Raw genomic sequence first — 16,930 nt, 5'->3', positions numbered from 1 at the left:
TCTTTTGTTTTCTCTTCAGGCCTGCTTTGAAGGTTTTCGTGTTGTTCAGCAGATTAACTGTAATATGTCTGAAGCCTGCTAAAACTTATGCCCTTTCTCATCAGGAATCGTAGTGATAACGACAGGAAATAATAGTCAGGGTGTTGCCTTCAGCCACATAAACCAGACGGTTAGTGTCATCAATTCTGCTAGACCAGAAGCCGGAAAGGTTTTCTTTTAGTGGCTCCGGCTTCCCTATGCCCATAAACGGATTACGTTGCGTATCAGCAATCATCTTGTTGATACGTTTGAGTGTTTTCTTGTCTTGTTTCTGCCAGTACAGGTAGTCTGCCCTCGCCTCCTTTGTCCAGCCTGTACATCAGTCATCGGTTAACCCTTGTTGCTCAGTTTGGCTCTTGCGAAACTGCTGAATGGACCTTTCCAGATGCGTGGCGTTCTCGGGGCTTTTGAGTAGATGCACTGTTTCCATTAAAGCGTTGAAATGATCCAGGGACATCACCACCGCATCGTCAACATCTCTTCTTCTGATAACTGTATAATCGGCATCATTTACCACCTGATCCAGAACAGCCTTTAATTGACTTTTGGCCTCAGAAAAATTAATGATTCTCATGCTAATTCCCCAACTTGTATTGTTTTCACTACAGTTATAACTTGTCCAACAGCTAGCACAAGTAAGAAAACGAAGGAAATGAAGGTGCAGGCCTGGGCTTTAAACGTCATTTTTCCCCGCCTTTCGTTCCATGCGCCGATACAGTTTTACCGCTTTCTTCTCAATGCGAGTGAGCAAAGCGTTATATTTTCTCAGTGTGTCTCTGAGAGACAGCCCTGTATAGGCTTTCAAAAAACGAAAAACATCATTTCGAGTGATGCCATAATCCATGGCTGAGAAGTACATCCCGGATAAGTCTTTCAGTCGCCATCGGTCGGGTGTTTCATCCCTGATCTGGGCCCGGTGGAGATCGATCAGATAAAACTTCAGGTTCTCCGGGTCAGGGGCTTGGGTTTCAGGCATCATGAAATGGCACAGATAATAATCACGATGATTGACGCCGTTGTCATGGAGTTTTTTGCTGATTTCTGCCAGCTTCAATGTCATGGCTTGCTTCAATCGAAAGGAAGGAGGCGTGTTTTTCCAATGCTCACAAAAGTCTTCCAGAGTTACCATGTTTGCTAGCTCTTCGGTCACCAGAAAAGATCGACGTGTCGCTGGGTTATTCCCGGTTTCCCCATAGGCGACAGGTGTCATAGTATCAATGCCAATCTCATGGAGTTTGTTCAGGGCTTCCCATTCATTTCTGGCGCCAAGAACCGGTTTGCGCAAATGCAAAAAGTTCTCGAGAATTTCAAACCAGCCCACGCCGCCATGCACTTTTGCAAAATAGCCTTTACCGTTCAGTTCAAATCGAAAGGTACGACGAGCCTCAAGTGCTCTATAGACCTCTCCATCCATTGTTTCCAGCAGTGATTGAGGATCCTTGCCTTGCCAGGCTTTTTTAAAATCGTCTCTAAGATAAAACATGAAGCCAGAATTTCAGTATCCAGACACTACTATTGGTGAGATTTGAATGACTTATCCAGCCACTCAGAAAGCTTTCTTTTTTTCTTGAAAAGTTTATTTTTCAGGGACATTGACCTTGACGTGGGTACCCAGGAGCCGACTTCATGATGAATGGTATAGCAGTGCTCAACCTCATGGGTATTTTGCTGATCAGGGTACATAAAGGATCTGTGAAGTAACTTGATACCCTCAATCTTTTGAGTAACAGCCTTCCTGAGTCCTTTTTCTTGAAGTAATTTCGTTAACAGTTTGGGGCCTGTCAGATGATCTTTTCTAAGGATCCTCTTAGCTAGCTTTATATCGTACTGATTCATGAGGGTTTTGACAAAAGGTGCCTGTTTTTTGGCAGCAATCACAGCAGTGCCTATGTAGCACCTATGGTGATTTTCATCGGATTCAAAACCAAAAAGGCAGCAGACATCATCTTGAAGTTCATGTTCAAAGTTCTGCTTAACCTCGATATCGGTATCGAAATAGATACCACCATGTTCGTATAAAACATACAGGCGAACATAGTCAGCCAGAAACGCCCACTTTTTAGCACTAAGCATGCTTTCAAGGTATGGGTGCCCTCTCGGAATGTTGTCTTCATTCCAATGTATGATTTCATAATCAGGAAAGACGTTCTGCCAATTCTTGATATAAAGTCGTTCCTGTTCAGGAAGTGGTCCACCAAACCAGCAATAATGAATCTTTTTAGGGTGCATTGACTCGTACGCCTATAAATATGACTTCAACGACTGGTTGCTGGGAGTGGGCCAGGCATTCTTGCCAGACTTTCGATCAGCCTGTTCAATAATAACATCAGCAGCCTGCTCAGGAAGGCTATACAGATCCTCAGAGCGGCTAAAAGCAAGGGCGTTGTTTTGCCATTCCAGCCAATGCTCTGACTCAAGCATTGTGCTGAGAGCCTCATTCAGAGAGCCCTGGTTAAAAGGACTGGGCAGTACGGTGCCTGCTTTGGCGTCACGGATATAGTGTGCATAGCCACAGACATCGGTGGTCAGCACAGGCAGTCCTGCAACCAGTGCTTCGAGCAGAACGGTACCAGTATTCTCGTTGTACGCTGGATGAATCAGCAGGTCTGCACCCAGCAGAAATCGAGGGACATCATCACGGCCAGCAAAAAAACGAAGCTGATGCTCAATGCCCAATTGTTTGGCCAGTGACTCAAAGGGTTTTTGTTTGTCCTGACCCATAACAAAGAATCGCGTGCTTTGTTTTTGGTGCGCGGGTAATGAGGCAATAGCCTTGATGGCTCGGTCCAAACCTTTGGTTTTGAAGCCTGAACCTACCATTAGAACCAGCTTGTCTTCATCAGTGAGGGCAAAAGCTTTTTTGAATTCTGCTCTAATGGCATCAGCATTGTCGGGTCGGCATCGATCTCTTGAAATACCCGGAGGAAGCAAGTGAATGCGTTCTTCAGGGGTGTGGTAATAATGCTGAAAAACAGGCTTTTGCAGGGCCGATATCAGCAGGGAAACGGTTTTGCTTTCCTGAGAGAAAACCGCTTCTTCAAAGGCCTTGTAGTTTCGGAAGCGTGGCGTGAGCCGATACCACCAGCCTTTTGATTGGGCTTTATCCAGATAACAGGTGTCAGCGGCGTAATAGATATCCAGCCCCGGCATTTTATTAAACCCTACTAAAGTCACTTCGGGTTGGTGAGCTAATGCTTTGCTGATCTCCTGCTGGAAGCTCTTCATCCTGGCATGGTTGGAATGGCCACTGACTTTAAGAAACCGGATATCAAAGCCGTCAGGTTGTTCACCCTGCCAGCAGGTGGTGAAAACAAGAACCCTGTGGCCTCTTTTCTGGCATTCAAGGGCAATTCTCAGGAAATCTCTCTGCAATCCCCCAAAAGGAAAATACTTGTAAAGCGCAAACGCCAGTATCATGAAGGCTCCTCTGGCAGAAGCTTCTCCAGATAGGGCCAGACATAGTCGGGAGTCATGGGCGTGAAGATTTCCGGGTCGGCTTTAGGGAGCTGACGCTCAGGGCACTGGTCAACAGTCAGATGAGTTTGAGAGCTTCCGTAGGCTCCTACCCGGTCGGGACGGGTCGGACCATAGAGAGAAACAGCGGGTGTTTCCAGAGCTGCCGTTAGATGACCCAGTCCCGTATCGACCGCAACCGCAGCTTTAGCATTGGCTATGACGCCAGCAATGCACGTTAGACTGAGGCGTGGCAGCACCTCAATATTATCGGAACTCTTTGCAATGCAATTGGCTCGCTCTCTCTCTTTTTCGTTGCCCCACGGAATGACGATATGCATCCCGGCTGCCTGAACTTTTTGAGCCAGTTGACACCAGTAGGTTTCTGGCCAGTGTTTGGTAGGCCATGTGGTGCCATGGATAAAGACGACATAGGGTTTATTGTTAACCAGGTCGTCATCGAACCTGGATTGGTCGAGCAAAAACTGTCCGGGTTGCTCTGGCAATGGGTAGTTTAGCGATTTGGCGAACAGCTGACGTACACGCTCTACTGCGTGTTGTTCCCAGTTTACCTTTTGTGGAAAGTTATAAAATTTTGCAACAACAGGCTCTCTGGCTGAGTTTTTATCCAATCCGAACTTAGGGCCTTTTGCCATGCGGGTAATCAGGGCACTCTTCATCAATCCCTGGGCATCAATGACGGCATCATACTGTCTGGCTTTAAGATCCTTGCGAAAACGACACCACTCTCCTGAACTGACTGTATTCAGGATCGAATTTCGCCATCGGCGCACAGCGACAGGTATGACTTTATCGACAGCAGGATGCCAGCGCGGGATTTCTGCAAACCCTTCTTCTACGACCCAGTCAAACCGGATACCCGGAATGGCTTTTGCGGCATCGGTTAGGGCTGGAAGTGTGTGAATTACGTCGCCCATAGATGTGGTTTTTACAATAAGCACTTTCAACCCTGAATCTCCAGAGTCTGCTCACCAGACAGTCGCTTCAGGGCGTCCAGAACCATTTCGGGTCCCAGCTTTTTCATACAGTCCATATGTTCCAGAGGGCATTCACGTTTGAAACAGGGGCTACAGTTCAGTCCCAACCAGAGTGTTTCACTGTTGTCGTTCATTGGGGGGGTATGAGCGGCAGTGGTTGAGCCGTAGACAGCCACCAGTGGTCGAGAAAGTGCAGCGGCAATGTGCATAAGACCAGAGTCGTTTGAAACCACAGCACTGGCCAAAGACATCAGGTCAACAGCATCGGCCAGAGTGGTTTGTCCTGCCAGATTAAAACAACGCTTTTGCAGGTTTCCGGGCAGGTAACTCATGATTTCATCGGTGACAGCGCGGTCTTTTTCGGAGCCGAATAACCATACTTGCCAGCCTTTCTGAGCCACCGTCAAAGCCACCTCGCCATAATAACCGGCAGGCCATTGTTTCGAGGGGCCGAATTCAGCGCCGGGACACAGCGCAAGAATGGGCAGGTCATCGGATAGTTGATAGCGGTGCAATGCATTGGCAACACTGTGGTTTTCAACACTCAAGGCGGGTTTGGGGAGAGGAGAGGGCAGTGGCGACTTTGCCGGATAGGCTAACGCAACAAAGCGTTCAACCATCAGAGGGTATTGTTCTTTATCCAGAACTCTTAAGTCGTTGAGCAGGCCGTACCTCATTTCTCCCCGCCAGCCAATTCTGACGGGAATGCCAGCAAGGAATGGTATCAGGGCAGACTTCAGTGAGTTGGGTAGAAGAATGGCCACGTCATATCCTTCAGCTTTCAGGTTTCTGGCTATCCTGTTGCGCATGGTCAGATTCAGGCTGCCGTGTCCTACAGGCATATCTATCCCGCTGCGAACTTCAGGCATTCGCTCAATAATGGGGCGGCTCCAGCCTGGTGCCAGCACGTCGATGACAGCCTCTGAATGTTGTCGTTTCAGGGCAATGAACAAAGTCTGAGCCATTACCATATCCCCCACCCAGGAGGGACCGACAATCAAGTACTTCACGGTGTGGCAGTTCCTGTTTCCAGCTCTTGCAATTGGGCACGCTACCGCCCTCGGTGAGAGCAAGCTGTCACCGATGGCAGAATAAGCAAACTGGTTCGAGCCCAGTTTCAAATGAGTAAGCGTATCCCGGACTCTGACAGGTCAGGGATGTAAATAAAAAGTGGCGCAGATTATACGCCACTTTTTTGATCAATAACTCGTAATTGTTACAGCTTGCCTGAGTGAATTACTTCACATGAGCCAGCCACTCAGGGTAGGCTTCCCGCTTGCCCTGTACCTGATCAAAGTACATGCTTTGCAGTTGCTCGGTGATCGGGCCGCGTTGACCGCTGCCTATGATACGGCCATCGTGCTCGCGAATAGGCAGCACTTCGGCTGCCGTACCCGTAAAGAAGGCTTCTTTAGCAATATAAACTTCGTCACGCGTAATACGTTTTTCTCTCACTTCCAGACCCAGTTCCCGGGCAAAACGGATAATAGTGTCGCGGGTAATCCCCTCCAGACAGGATGTCAGCTCAGGTGTGTAGAGAATACCATCTTCTTTCACAATGAAGATGTTTTCACCACTGCCTTCGGCGACATAACCTTCATTGTCCAGCAGCAGAGCTTCTTCACAGCCACTGTCCAGGGCTTCACGCAGTGCCAGCATGGAGTTCATGTAGTTACCATTCGCCTTGGCCTTGCACATGGTGATGTTGACGTGGTGACGGGTGTAGGAAGAGGTACGGATTTTGATACCTTTTTCTTTGGCATCCGGGTCCATGTAGGAAGGCCAGTTCCATGCTGCAATGATACAATGAACCGTTAGTCCTTCTGCACGAAGGCCCATGCCTTCAGAGCCCAGGAAGCACATGGGGCGGAGATAGGCACTGTCCAAACCGTTTTCACGAACCACCAGCTTTTGAGCTTCGATCAGCTCTTCACGGGAGTAAGGGATCTTCATCCCCAGAATGTGGGCACTTCTGAACAGTCGGTCAGTATGCTCTTCCAGGCGGAAAATAGAGGGGCCCTTGTCGGTGTTGTAGGCTCGAACACCTTCAAAGACGCCCATGCCATAGTGCAGGGTATGGGTCAGAACGTGGGTTTGTGCTTCTCGCCATGGAACCAGCTTGCCATCAAACCAAATAACGCCATCTCTATCGGCGAAGGACATGCGAAAACTCCCGATGCAATCCAGTTATTTCAACCATGAGAATGCGGCTATGTTCATGGTCAACGGGGCAGCCTTGTTTTCTCATGGTGGTATTGTGATTTTATTGAAGACCCTGTTTTTTGTGAAAGTCTATTCGTTGCTTTGGGCGACGGCAGTCTTTCTATGCTCATGCTATCTATGCTCACGGCTGTTTCGTGCTCATGGCTACTCAGCCGGGTGGGTCTCAGGCCTGGCTGGCAGGCCGCTGTGGATAGGGCGACCATGATTCTGTCTGTGCTTCGGTAATCGGCAGGCAGATGGGTATTGGATCATACTTTGCTGATGATTCCAAACCGCTGAGCCTGTCGCAAGCGCTGCGCCGGGACATTCATTCCATCCATTGTTGCCAAAGTGCTTCAACCTGTCGGGTGAAGGGCTCTACCCGGAGGATGTCCACAAAGGATGGCTCGTTTTGCAGAGCTTTTAAGTGAGCCGCTTTTCTCAGGAATTTATAAGCTTCTCTGAGTCCTTCAGCTTCACGGGCAGTCAGGTAGCCGGCTTTTTCCAGTGACTCCGAGATTCGAATGTTATCCGTGAAACGCGCAACCTCGGGGTGAGAGTGTGCATGGGCTAATACGGCGTATTGCATCAGAAACTCGATATCGACAATGCCGCCGCGATCATGCTTTAGATTGAAGAGGGGTTGGACTCGTTTATCCCGTCGGGATTTTGTCAGATGTTCTTTCATCTTTCGACGCATCTTGATGACCTCTTCTTTTAAGGTCGCAGGCTCCCTGTCAGTAGCCAGAATGCTTTTTCGCAGTGATTCAAATTGTGCTGTCAGCTGTTTATCGCCAGCCACTGCCCTGGCTCGGACCAGAGCCTGATGTTCCCAGGTCCAGGCTTCATTGCGCTGGTACTTTTCAAAAGACGTCAGTGAGCTGACCAGCATTCCGGAAGCACCGGAAGGACGGAGACGCATGTCGACTTCATAGAGTCTTCCGGAAGGGGTTTGAGCAGTGAGGATGTGTATGATTCTCTGACCCAGTCGTGTGTAGAATGTGGAGCTTTCTATAGGGCGCGGGCCGTCTGTTTCTTTATGGGTGGCACCATTATGCACGAACACCAGATCCAGATCTGATCCAGGGCCAAGTTCAATGCCGCCGAGTTTGCCGTAGCCAATGATGATAAAGCCGGGGTCACAGATAGAACCGTCTTTACCCGCAGGATGTCCGTGCCGCTCAATCATGGTTTTCCAGGCAAGGCCGACCACCTGATCCAGCAACGCTTCGGCAATCCAGGTCAGATAATCACTTTCCTTCATTAAGGGTAATGTCCCTGCGACCTGTGCTGCCGCTACTCTCAACAGATGTGACATCTTAAAGTAGCGCAGTGCTTCCATCTGGGCTTCCAGATCATCTTCCGGAATATGCGTCAGTTGTTGTCTGAGATCTTGCTCAAGTTCCGCCTTTTCGGGTGGGTTATAAAGGTCACCGATATCCAGGAACTCATCCAGCAAGGCCGGGTGCCGGGCGATTTGGTCTGCTATCCAGGGGCTGGCTATGCAGAGGCTGATGAGGTGTTCCAGTGCTTTGGGGTTTTCCATCAGTAGAACCAGATAAGCTGTTCGGCGCAAAACGCTTTCAATAAGAGGAAGGATGCGTATCAGAGCCAGATCAGGTTGTTCACTTTGACCAATGTGCTCCAGTAGTGACGGCATGAAATGATCGAGTCGCTCACGGCTTTGGCGGCGGATTCTGGTAATGGCTTTGCCATCCCTGAGCGCTAACAGGCGTCGCCTCGACGCTTGTGGCTCTGAAAAATGGTTCTCCTGAAACTGTTTTAATTCCTCGTCTTCGGTGAGGTTGCACTGCCACAGCAGTTTCCAGTGCTCCTGTACCGTCTGCTGTTGATCGCTGGATGTTTCCGGTACAGACACGACTTCGTCAAAGTGGCTGACGACTTGCTCCCTGTGAACATCCAGCGTACTCATCAGGGAAGGCCAGTCCTGATGTCCCATGCTAAAAGCAATTCTTTCCTGTTGCTGGCTGTCCACCGGCAGCTCCTGTGTTTGCCTGTCCTGTAAGGCTTGAATAGCATGCTCAATATTGCGAAGGTAGATATAGGCGTCAGTTAACGCTTGAGTGACTTCTTCTGGCAGGTATTGGGGAGAGAGCAGGCTTAGGATAGTGAGCAACCCCTTCTCCTGTAGACTTCGATCCCGGCCGCCGTGTATCAGCTGGAATGATTGGGCAATGAACTCAATTTCTCTGATGCCGCCAGGACCCAGTTTGATGTTGCCTTCCATGCCTTTGCGCTTCACTTCTCTTTGAATCAGGGTTTTCATATCCCTGAGTGCAGAAATAGCGCTGAAGTCAATGTACCTTCTAAAAGTGAATGGCTTCAAAATGTTGAGCAGATTCTGACCTTCAGGGATATCTCCGGCAATAGCTCTGGCCTTGATCATGGCGTAGCGCTCCCAGTCTCTGCCCTGATCCTGGTAATACTGCTCCATAGCGGAAAAACTCATTGCCAGAGCACCACTGGTACCATAAGGCCTTAGACGCATATCAACCCGAAATACAAAGCCGTCGACTGTCTGGCTGTCTATGACTTTGATCAGACGCTGCCCCAGCCGGATAAAGAACTCCTGATTATCCAGAGAGCGGCTCCCACCGACGGTTTCACCTTTGTGGGGGTAAGTGAACATCAGGTCGATGTCGGAGGAAAGGTTCAGCTCTTGCCCTCCCAGTTTGCCCATGCCGAGTACGATCATCTTTTGTGGTTGAGGCGACTCACCATAAGAAGCACCCATTGGGGTGCCCCAGGTTTTGCAGGCTTCTTGATAGAGCCAGTTTAGTGCCTGATCGACGCAGGCATCGGCCATGGCAGAAAGATCCTGCGTGGTTTCCTGCATGGTGCACAGACGGTTGAGGTCGCGCCAGATGATGTTGACCATCTCCCGGTTTCTATATACCCGAAGTTGATACATCAGGTCGTTTTCGTTGAGTGCTGCGTCCTGAGTGAGCAGGTGAAGTGCCTGTTGGTGCCTGTCAGGTTTGGCTGTTTCTAACCTATCCGGATTCTGGTGGAGTTGGAAAACAAGATCCGGATGCTTCAGGCATTGTTCAAAAGCAAAATCGCTGCCTGCCCAGGTTTTATAAAGTTGAGCGAGAAATGCGGGAGATAATGAGTCAGGCCTGTCAGTCAGGTCTTTTGTCCGACAGGTTTCCAGAAACTCGTCCCATTGTTTCTTCAGGATGGTTTTTACCGGTGCAGGGCAGTTCATTGGCTCAAGGCTTTTTATCGGCTCAAGGCTGTCATCTGGCAACTCCATTATTGGAAACCCTCTGTTGAAAGGTGGTTGAGCAGTGCTCGAACTTTGGGTGTTGAGCCACGGTGACTGGGGTACAGTGCATATAAGTCGACAGGCTCAAATTGCCAATCGGGAAGAATATTGATGAGTGTGCCTTTTGCCAATTCACGCTTTGCCATATACTCCGGCAGTTCGGTGATGCCCAGTCCTTTGATGGACATTCTCATCAGCATGGAAAAGTCATCGCAGCGCACAGTCGGCTCAAACCTCAAGGTCGCAGTTTCATCTGCGCAAAAGAGATGCCAATCGGGGCTGCGTTCTTTCGCACTCATCAACATTAATGGATGCTCTAACAAGTCACTGGGCGTTTTGATGTTCTGTTTTGCAAAACCCGGAGCCGCATATAGACGCAGACGGATGGAGCAAAGTTTTCTGGCAACAAGTCCGGAGTCCGGCAAGTCTCCGATTCTAAACGCCAGATCATACCCTTCTTCAATCAGATCAACACGTCGATTGGTCAAACTAAGATCAAGTTCAACCTCAGGGTAGCATTGACAGTAATGGGCAAGGTGATCGCCAAGTAATGCCTGACCGACACCGAGAGAGGTGCACACTCTAAGGCGCCCTTGAGGTTTTTCTAACATGGATTCCACTGCGCTGCCTGCGGCTTCATATTCCTCTTTGATCCTTTTGCAGTATGTGTAGTAGCGCTGACCGATTTCAGTCAGATGCAGCGTTCTGGTGGAACGCTCCAATAGCCGCACACCCAACTGGGACTCCAGCCGGGTGATCTTGCGGCTGATGTTGGATTTTGGCGTATTCATTACTTCCGCAGCCTGAGTAAAGCTGCCTCTCTCTACTACCGTTGCGAACACCATAAGATCGTTAAGGTCAGTCATTTGTTATCAAATATTGAACAGTGTTGTGTATGAATGAATATATATCAATTTTAGATAACAAACTAATCTAGCTTCATCACTTAACGAAACAATCAAGGATTGAGCGATGGAAATTTTGACATTAGACCAACTGCCACAGGGTGGTTTCGCCGGACTGGAAGAAAAACAGGTCGTTACCGATTATCGGGTATTTGGTGCTCGCAAGCGCCCTGAGACAGCGAATGGTATTGGCAACTTCGTTTATCTTGCTGATGCCAGGTTCTTGCCTCATGGTGAGACAGGTATGCACCCGCATCATGAGATCGACGTCATCAGTGTCATGGCAAAAGGTCGCGTGAGTCATGGTGGATCTCTGGAACATGGAAGAGGCCTGATCACTGGAGAGGCGCAGGCACAACGAGCGGGTGGAGAAGGATTCACACACAACGAAGTGAATCCGGATGGAACGGCCAATCAATTGATTCAACTCTGGGTTTTGCCAGAAACAGAAGGTGAGCCGGCGGGCTACAAAGCTTATACCCCCGAAGCCAACGTCAGGACACGTATTTATGGAGGAAGCAAAAAACAGACGAAAACGTTTGATAGCCACACCGTGATCGAAATGGTTCAGGCTACAGAGGAGTATCAGACACAGCATAGTGGCGAAGTTATGGCTTACCTCAGTACCGGAGAGGCAAGCATCAATGACGAAACCATCCAGGCCGGCACTTTGGTGAGAACGACTGAATTGAACTTTGTCGCCCATCAGGACAGCCAGCTGATCTTAATTTTTACCGAATCTTTCTAATCAAAAAGACATAATAATAAGGACGTGATCATGACCAAAAAATACTCTGAATTTTTAACGCCAGACAACGCTGTATTGGCAATGATTGACCACCAGACAGGGCTGATGGTTGGACTGGGTGATGAACACCCGACCGTGCTGAAAAACAACATTGTCGGTCTGACCAGAACGGCAAAAGCCATTGGCTTGCCATCGGTGGTGACCGCCAGCTTACCCGAGGGGCCAAATGGTCCGGTGATGCCTGAAATTACCGACGTACTGGGTGGGGAAGTGATTGAACGTGAAGGGCAGATCAATGCATGGGATAGCCTGGCATTCAGGCAGGCCGTTGAGAAAACAGGCCGCAGAAAAATCATCATGGCGGGTGTTGTAACCGACGTATGTTTGCTGTTTCCGGCCTTGTCCGCCGTTGAAGAAGGCTACGATGTGTACGCTGTGATCGATGCCTCGGGTACCTGGAATAAAACGGTTCAGGAAGTCACGATACAGCGTTTGAGTCAGGCAGGTGTGAAAGTGACGACATGGGTTTCGGTTCTGGCAGAGCTGATGAACGACTGGCGCAGTGAATACGGTGAAGCCTTGGGACAGGTATTGGCTGATCATACGACCAAATATGGATATGTGATGAACAGTTATTTCGCCAGGGGTTAATAATGAGTGGCGAACGCAGCAGTTCGCCACCCAATGGTCATTGGGTGGCGCTATTTTCACAACTTGTTGAAGTAGTGTCCTTATCCGGAATTAAATAGTTTTTAAGCTGGTTTACCAGTCTTTGTAAATGAGTAATATCTTTTATATTCCTTATCGAAGAATAAACAGATTTATAAGTTTCTGTGGGTTCAGTTGTGAAATATACAGAGGGTTCTGTGGGTTCATTATCCCGAGTTATCCAGTTGCCATCTGCATCTTTAAAACAAGCCTCCCGGAAAAGATCAATTGTTTCATCTCGTTTGTTGGCGGAAAGGGCAAAGAAAATTAATGCAAAATTACCAACCGCCTCATACTTGTCTTCCAGGGATGAGCCTTGTTGAAGAATAATGTTTATACGCTCTATCTCTCGACGGGCAATCTTTTCTACAAGAGCCTGTCGATTTGTATACAAACCTTCGATGACATTTCTTGTGAACTGTTGCAAGTTAAAGCTTCTACGTGCGTGAAATGTTCTTGACATCCTGGCTATGCGGGCAAGGGAGTGGGTGAAGCCAAAGCGGAAGGTATGGGTACAACTGGCACAATAATCAACAATATATTCATAGTCTTCCCCCAGGGCATTGCACATCGCAGCAGCAAGATGGACATACACGTCGCCAATTTCTTGTTTATCCACGAGCCTCATGCAATTCAACACATGTAGTATTGGATTAACAAAAAACTTATCCAAAACTTTGAAAGGTATTTCTTCGTCGTCCTCTGAAAGATCAAGGTTGGGTTGATGAGTATTCCGGGACGGGTCATCACCTCCATGACCGAGCAACGGACGAGGTATCGGATGTTCAATCTCTCTTTGAGTATGGGAAGGAGCGTTTTGCTGGCCCCCTCCAGCCAACTCGCTACTACCGGATGGCGGTTGGACTTTACAAACGCCACGGCAGGAACCGACGTAACAATTGAAGCCGTAAGTGTGCTGTTGTTGTTCAGGGCCCTGGTTACCGCCGCCAGAGCCGGAAAACGTAAATCTGAAAAAACAGCCTCTAAGTAGGTTGTTTGATGCAGAGGCCTGCCGACCGGATGATGCTGATGGCGGGTTTTGTTGGCCACTATTTTGTTGGCCACTTTGTTGTTGACCCTGCCCGGGGAGCATCATAGTGATGATTGCAAATGGGTGATCCTGACTTGACTCCGGTTGATCCATCGGCTTGAACTGCGGCAAATCGTTGTTCCAATATCTTTCCAATAGCCAGCCAAGGGTGACAAACACTTCTAATGGTATTCTTGAATAGGGTTTTGCGTTCAGAGCGGCGTCACTGGTGGTCATAATCAGTTCGTTAGCCACCAGAAAATGAGTGGCGTAAATCAATGGCCAGGAGATTGACTCAAAAAAGGAGTTTTTTGCCCCGTAACCGCCAGGTCCGGGTGGGTTGTCATCTGGCAGAAAAGTTGACTCTGCATAGCCGTTTGTGTCGGCAAGGTATAAAGGGTTACCCAATGTATGTTGGTCTGGCTTTATAGAAAAGCTCTCTTTTGAAAAGCTTCCATCCTGTTGAAACCCGACAACCAAATGTCCCTTCAATGATTCGGCCTGACAGACGACAGAGAACCATGAAAACAGTATCAGCAGCGCCATAGTGAACGAGTTTTGCATTAGATCACCTTTGATAGTCTCCTGGAGACCTTTATCATTCACCAGCGGTTTTCCGGTTGGGCTTATTTCCACAACTTGTTGAGGCAGCGCCCTTATCTGGAACTAAATAGTCTGCAAGTTGATTAACGAGTCTTTGTAAATGAGTAGTATCTTTTATATTCCTTACTGAAGAATAAACATATTTATAAGTATCTGTGGGTTCAGTTGTGAACTCTGTGCTGTATTCTGGGGGAGGATTACGGGGTATGCTGTTGCCGTCTGCATCTGTAAAACAAACCTTCCTGAAAAAATCACCTGCTTCTTCTCGTTTGTTGGCGGAAAGGGCAAAGAAAATTAATACAAAATTACCAACCGGCTCATACTTGTCTTCTATGGATGAGCCTTGTTGAAGAACAGTGTTTACACGCTCTGACTCTCGACGGGCAATCTTCTCTACAAGCGTCTGGCGATCTGTATTCAAGCCTTCGATGACATCTACTCTGAACTGATGCAAGTTCAAGTGACGTGAATCAGGTTTTGTTAACAACTCGGCCATACGGCTAAGCGGGTGGCTGAAGCCTAATTCGAAGTTATGGGCACAATTGGCACAACAGTCAACAATACATTCATATTCATTCTCCAGGGCATGGCACATTGCAGCAGCAAGATGTACGTACTCGTCGCTAGTGTCGTGTTTATTCATGAGGATTCTGTAATTCAGAAAATTTAAAATTGGACGAACGAAAAATTCAGATGAAAGTCTGGATAATGTTTTTTCGTCAACACTTGAAGGATCAAATTCTTCAAAATCTGATAACGCCCCGGTTTCTTGATGAGCAATTCTAATAAGACACTCTTCAAGGCTGGGTAAATGAGGATTTCGGGACGGGTCACTACCTATGTTACCGAACAACAGACGAGCTAACCAAGGTTCAATCTCTCTTCGAGCATGGGAAGGAGCGTCTTGCTGGCCCCCTTCAGCTAAATCGCTACTACCGGATGGGCGCTGGAGTTTACAAACGCCATTACAGGAATCGACGTGACAATTTAAACCGTATGTATGCTGTTGTTGTTCAGGGCCCTGGTTACCGTCGTCGCCAGAGCCGGAGAGCATAAACCTGAAAGAAGAGCCTTTGAGTTGCGTGGTTGATCCAGAGGCCTGCTGGCCGGATGATGCTGATGGCGGGTTTTGTTGGCCACTTTGTTGTTGGCCATTTTGTTGTTGCCCCTGCCCGGGGAGCATCATAGTGGTGATCTCAAATGGGTGATCCTGACTTGACTCCGATTGATCCATTGGGTTGAGCTGCAGCGAATCGTCGTTCCAATATCTTTCCAAAAGCCAGCCAACAGCGAAAAATGCTTCCACAGGTATCCATGAATAGGCTTTGGTGTTCAGAGCGGCGTCATTGGTGGTCACAACCCTTTCGTAAGCAACCAGAAAGTGAGCGGCGTGAATCAATGGCCACGGGATCGACTCAAAAAAGGAGGTTTTTACCCCGTAACCGCCAAGATTAAATGGGTTGTCATGAGGAGGAAAAGTTGACTCTGCATAGCCGTTTGTGTCGGCAAGGTATGACGAGTCGCCCGTCAATGATTCGGCTTGGCAAACGGCAGACAGCCACGAAAGCATTAAAAGCAGTACCGCAGAGAATGATTTCTTCATTAGATCCCACATGGATACGTTAATAGTTTGTTGCTCGTAGTGCTCAGGCATTCATTTTCTTGAGAGGAAAGTTAGACTAAGAAGGTGATAGAGCAAAAAAATAAGCGTGTTTTTTTCAAAAACAAACGGTTGCAGCGGGTAAAAAAAACCCGCTACTGCAAAAGAGTCGTGAGCTTTTTTTTGTTCGGCATCTTTGGCCTGTCAGAACATTGGCTTTTTGGTCTATTCCTTCCGGGTGGTCGAAACGTCATCCCTGATCTACGCTGTGATTCAGTTTTTGCCGGGGTGGTTATGGAAAAGTCGTTATTCTCAGAGCTAAAGCGCATTGGTATCGATGAAGAGCTGGCCAGCAGGGTCAGTGCTTCCCTTGACCCTGAATACAATGCCAGTAAAAAAGATATACTCGTCTTGCAAGAAGCTATGCTGCAAATCCAAGCACGCACCGATGAACGTTACCACGAACTGAGAATTGATATGCACAAAGGATTCACAGACTTGCGTGCAGAAATAACAGATGTTCGTAACGATGTGGCCACAGTTCGCGCTGAAATGGACTCCATGCACCGGCAATACTGGATTACCTTTGGCGGCCTCATTACCACGATTTTCAGTGTCTTTGCTGTAAACGGGTACTTCCATTAACGCAAAGGCTTATGGGTTGTAGCGGTATTGTACGCATGAAAGTTTTTTTCAGTGAACTTTATAAAAACATCCTTGTCATAGTTAAGGTTGTGTAATTTTTTTGACCCCAGGATCATTAAAAAATTCAGGCGCTGGCTATTAAGATGCTGGCTATTAATTAGTATCAGTGGATTAAGTAATTAAACTTTTCAATCACTGCTGACTTTAACTCGGGCATATATAAAATGGATAGTCCCATTGGGCAAAGTAGCTGCCACCAAAATAAAACTGCAGTAACACATGCAGTTCAATCAGACTCAAATCATTCGTATCCGGGCAAACAGCCGGATCATCAGAAAAAGGATACGCCTGTCTGGCAAGCAGTTCCAGCCGCTCCAATGGTTGCGGCAAGCGACGATGCATTAATAAAACAAAAGAAGCCACTGAGTGATTACATTGGGCATCATTGTCATTCATTACGAAATCTGATTACAGTGACCACACCGCAACCGGAGGTCTCCCTGTTGCCGGAGAATCTGCTGGATGCAGCAGAACAGAGGCTGCTGTCAATCGCAGAACTTGATGAGATGCAAAGACATATCCGTCTGCAAACAAACGTCACTATTAACGGTAAACCTTGTGAGCTGGAAACACTGCCCGATGACACACCGCTCTTTTACCAAATTGAGCGGAAAGCCCCGTACTTCTAGTTCGGGGATGGATAGCTCGCA

15 protein-coding genes and 1 pseudogene are annotated in these 16,930 nt (G+C 48.1%); 4 read left to right on the top strand and 12 right to left on the bottom strand.

Annotated features, from left to right (window positions below):
• Positions 1-100: 100 nt before the first annotated feature.
• From KDK17_RS17270 to KDK17_RS17225, 10 genes and pseudogenes are all read right to left on the bottom strand, one after another.
• Positions 101-349: pseudogene (locus tag KDK17_RS17270) on the bottom strand (Txe/YoeB family addiction module toxin); the annotation flags it as partial.
• A 9-nt stretch (positions 350-358) separates the two neighbouring features.
• Entirely contained in the window at positions 359-613 is a 255-nt protein-coding gene (locus KDK17_RS17265) for a type II toxin-antitoxin system Phd/YefM family antitoxin (protein ID WP_257288651.1), read from the bottom strand.
• A 99-nt stretch (positions 614-712) separates the two neighbouring features.
• Entirely contained in the window at positions 713-1,522 is an 810-nt protein-coding gene (gene rfaP, locus KDK17_RS17260; protein WP_257274933.1) for a lipopolysaccharide core heptose(I) kinase RfaP, read from the bottom strand.
• Between the two features lie 29 nt (positions 1,523-1,551).
• Positions 1,552-2,268, bottom strand: a complete 717-nt coding sequence (locus KDK17_RS17255) for a glycosyltransferase family 32 protein (RefSeq protein WP_257282285.1) — start codon at positions 2,266-2,268, stop codon at positions 1,552-1,554.
• A 12-nt stretch (positions 2,269-2,280) separates the two neighbouring features.
• Positions 2,281-3,456 (bottom strand): glycosyltransferase family 4 protein, encoded by a 1,176-nt coding sequence (locus tag KDK17_RS17250; protein ID WP_257288650.1) that lies wholly within the window; start codon positions 3,454-3,456, stop codon positions 2,281-2,283.
• Positions 3,453-4,454: a lipopolysaccharide heptosyltransferase I gene (waaC, locus tag KDK17_RS17245; RefSeq protein ID WP_257288652.1), complete on the bottom strand. Its 1,002-nt coding sequence runs from the start codon at positions 4,452-4,454 to the stop codon at positions 3,453-3,455. The genes KDK17_RS17250 and waaC overlap by 4 nt, the downstream gene beginning before the upstream one ends.
• A 2-nt stretch (positions 4,455-4,456) precedes the next feature.
• On the bottom strand, positions 4,457-5,500 hold the full coding sequence (gene waaF / locus KDK17_RS17240) for a lipopolysaccharide heptosyltransferase II (protein ID WP_257288649.1): 1,044 nt from the start codon (positions 5,498-5,500) through the stop codon (positions 4,457-4,459).
• A 226-nt stretch (positions 5,501-5,726) separates the two neighbouring features.
• Positions 5,727-6,653 (bottom strand): branched-chain amino acid transaminase, encoded by a 927-nt coding sequence (locus KDK17_RS17235; protein WP_257282281.1) that lies wholly within the window; start codon positions 6,651-6,653, stop codon positions 5,727-5,729.
• Positions 6,654-7,020: 367 nt separating this feature from the next.
• A complete protein-coding gene (gene glnE / locus KDK17_RS17230) occupies positions 7,021-9,969 on the bottom strand; it encodes a bifunctional [glutamate--ammonia ligase]-adenylyl-L-tyrosine phosphorylase/[glutamate--ammonia-ligase] adenylyltransferase (RefSeq protein ID WP_257282280.1) in 2,949 nt (982 codons plus the stop codon).
• Positions 9,969-10,847, bottom strand: coding sequence for a LysR family transcriptional regulator (locus KDK17_RS17225; protein WP_257255146.1), 879 nt, complete (start codon positions 10,845-10,847; stop codon positions 9,969-9,971). The genes glnE and KDK17_RS17225 overlap by 1 nt, the downstream gene beginning before the upstream one ends.
• Positions 10,848-10,953: 106 nt before the next feature.
• Here KDK17_RS17225 and KDK17_RS17220 point away from each other — a divergent pair, with 106 nt between their 5' ends.
• Together KDK17_RS17220 and KDK17_RS17215 are read left to right on the top strand one after the other, a co-directional pair.
• Positions 10,954-11,634 (top strand): pirin family protein, encoded by a 681-nt coding sequence (locus KDK17_RS17220; protein WP_257254100.1) that lies wholly within the window; start codon positions 10,954-10,956, stop codon positions 11,632-11,634.
• A 30-nt stretch (positions 11,635-11,664) separates the two neighbouring features.
• Positions 11,665-12,285: an isochorismatase family protein gene (locus tag KDK17_RS17215; protein WP_257288648.1), complete on the top strand. Its 621-nt coding sequence runs from the start codon at positions 11,665-11,667 to the stop codon at positions 12,283-12,285.
• A 37-nt stretch (positions 12,286-12,322) separates the two neighbouring features.
• On the opposite strand, the gene KDK17_RS17210 is transcribed toward KDK17_RS17215, so the two are convergent.
• Together KDK17_RS17210 and KDK17_RS17205 are read right to left on the bottom strand one after the other, a co-directional pair.
• Positions 12,323-13,936: a hypothetical protein gene (locus tag KDK17_RS17210; protein ID WP_257288647.1), complete on the bottom strand. Its 1,614-nt coding sequence runs from the start codon at positions 13,934-13,936 to the stop codon at positions 12,323-12,325.
• Between the two features lie 34 nt (positions 13,937-13,970).
• Positions 13,971-15,629, bottom strand: coding sequence for a hypothetical protein (locus tag KDK17_RS17205; protein ID WP_257254103.1), 1,659 nt, complete (start codon positions 15,627-15,629; stop codon positions 13,971-13,973).
• A 240-nt stretch (positions 15,630-15,869) separates the two neighbouring features.
• Here KDK17_RS17205 and KDK17_RS17200 point away from each other — a divergent pair, with 240 nt between their 5' ends.
• Entirely contained in the window at positions 15,870-16,220 is a 351-nt protein-coding gene (locus KDK17_RS17200; protein ID WP_257254105.1) for a hypothetical protein, read from the top strand.
• A gap of 224 nt (positions 16,221-16,444) precedes the next feature.
• A complete protein-coding gene (locus KDK17_RS17195) occupies positions 16,445-16,909 on the top strand; it encodes a hypothetical protein (protein ID WP_257254106.1) in 465 nt (154 codons plus the stop codon).
• The last annotated feature ends 21 nt before the right edge of the window (positions 16,910-16,930 follow it).

Origin of the sequence: Endozoicomonas sp. SESOKO2 (genome assembly GCF_024606245.1) — a bacterium.
Lineage (GTDB): Bacteria > Pseudomonadota > Gammaproteobacteria > Pseudomonadales > Endozoicomonadaceae > Endozoicomonas_A.
The sequence above is the reverse complement of the archived record's forward strand: the minus strand, read 5'-3'. Positions and strand labels throughout refer to the sequence as shown.

What these genes read in the sequence shown, in the direction of transcription:
- KDK17_RS17265 (WP_257288651.1), bottom strand. Translation starts at nt 613, where the DNA reads ATGAGAATCATTAATTTTTCTGAGGCCAAAAGTCAATTAAAGGCTGTT.
- rfaP (WP_257274933.1), bottom strand. Translation starts at nt 1,522, where the DNA reads ATGTTTTATCTTAGAGACGATTTTAAAAAAGCCTGGCAAGGCAAGGAT.
- KDK17_RS17255 (WP_257282285.1), bottom strand. Translation starts at nt 2,268, where the DNA reads ATGCACCCTAAAAAGATTCATTATTGCTGGTTTGGTGGACCACTTCCT.
- KDK17_RS17250 (WP_257288650.1), bottom strand. Translation starts at nt 3,456, where the DNA reads ATGATACTGGCGTTTGCGCTTTACAAGTATTTTCCTTTTGGGGGATTG.
- KDK17_RS17235 (WP_257282281.1), bottom strand. Translation starts at nt 6,653, where the DNA reads ATGTCCTTCGCCGATAGAGATGGCGTTATTTGGTTTGATGGCAAGCTG.
- glnE (WP_257282280.1), bottom strand. Translation starts at nt 9,969, where the DNA reads ATGGAGTTGCCAGATGACAGCCTTGAGCCGATAAAAAGCCTTGAGCCA.
- KDK17_RS17225 (WP_257255146.1), bottom strand. Translation starts at nt 10,847, where the DNA reads ATGACTGACCTTAACGATCTTATGGTGTTCGCAACGGTAGTAGAGAGA.
- KDK17_RS17220 (WP_257254100.1), top strand. Translation starts at nt 10,954, where the DNA reads ATGGAAATTTTGACATTAGACCAACTGCCACAGGGTGGTTTCGCCGGA.
- KDK17_RS17215 (WP_257288648.1), top strand. Translation starts at nt 11,665, where the DNA reads ATGACCAAAAAATACTCTGAATTTTTAACGCCAGACAACGCTGTATTG.
- KDK17_RS17210 (WP_257288647.1), bottom strand. Translation starts at nt 13,936, where the DNA reads ATGCAAAACTCGTTCACTATGGCGCTGCTGATACTGTTTTCATGGTTC.
- KDK17_RS17205 (WP_257254103.1), bottom strand. Translation starts at nt 15,629, where the DNA reads ATGCCTGAGCACTACGAGCAACAAACTATTAACGTATCCATGTGGGAT.
- KDK17_RS17200 (WP_257254105.1), top strand. Translation starts at nt 15,870, where the DNA reads ATGGAAAAGTCGTTATTCTCAGAGCTAAAGCGCATTGGTATCGATGAA.
- KDK17_RS17195 (WP_257254106.1), top strand. Translation starts at nt 16,445, where the DNA reads ATGGATAGTCCCATTGGGCAAAGTAGCTGCCACCAAAATAAAACTGCA.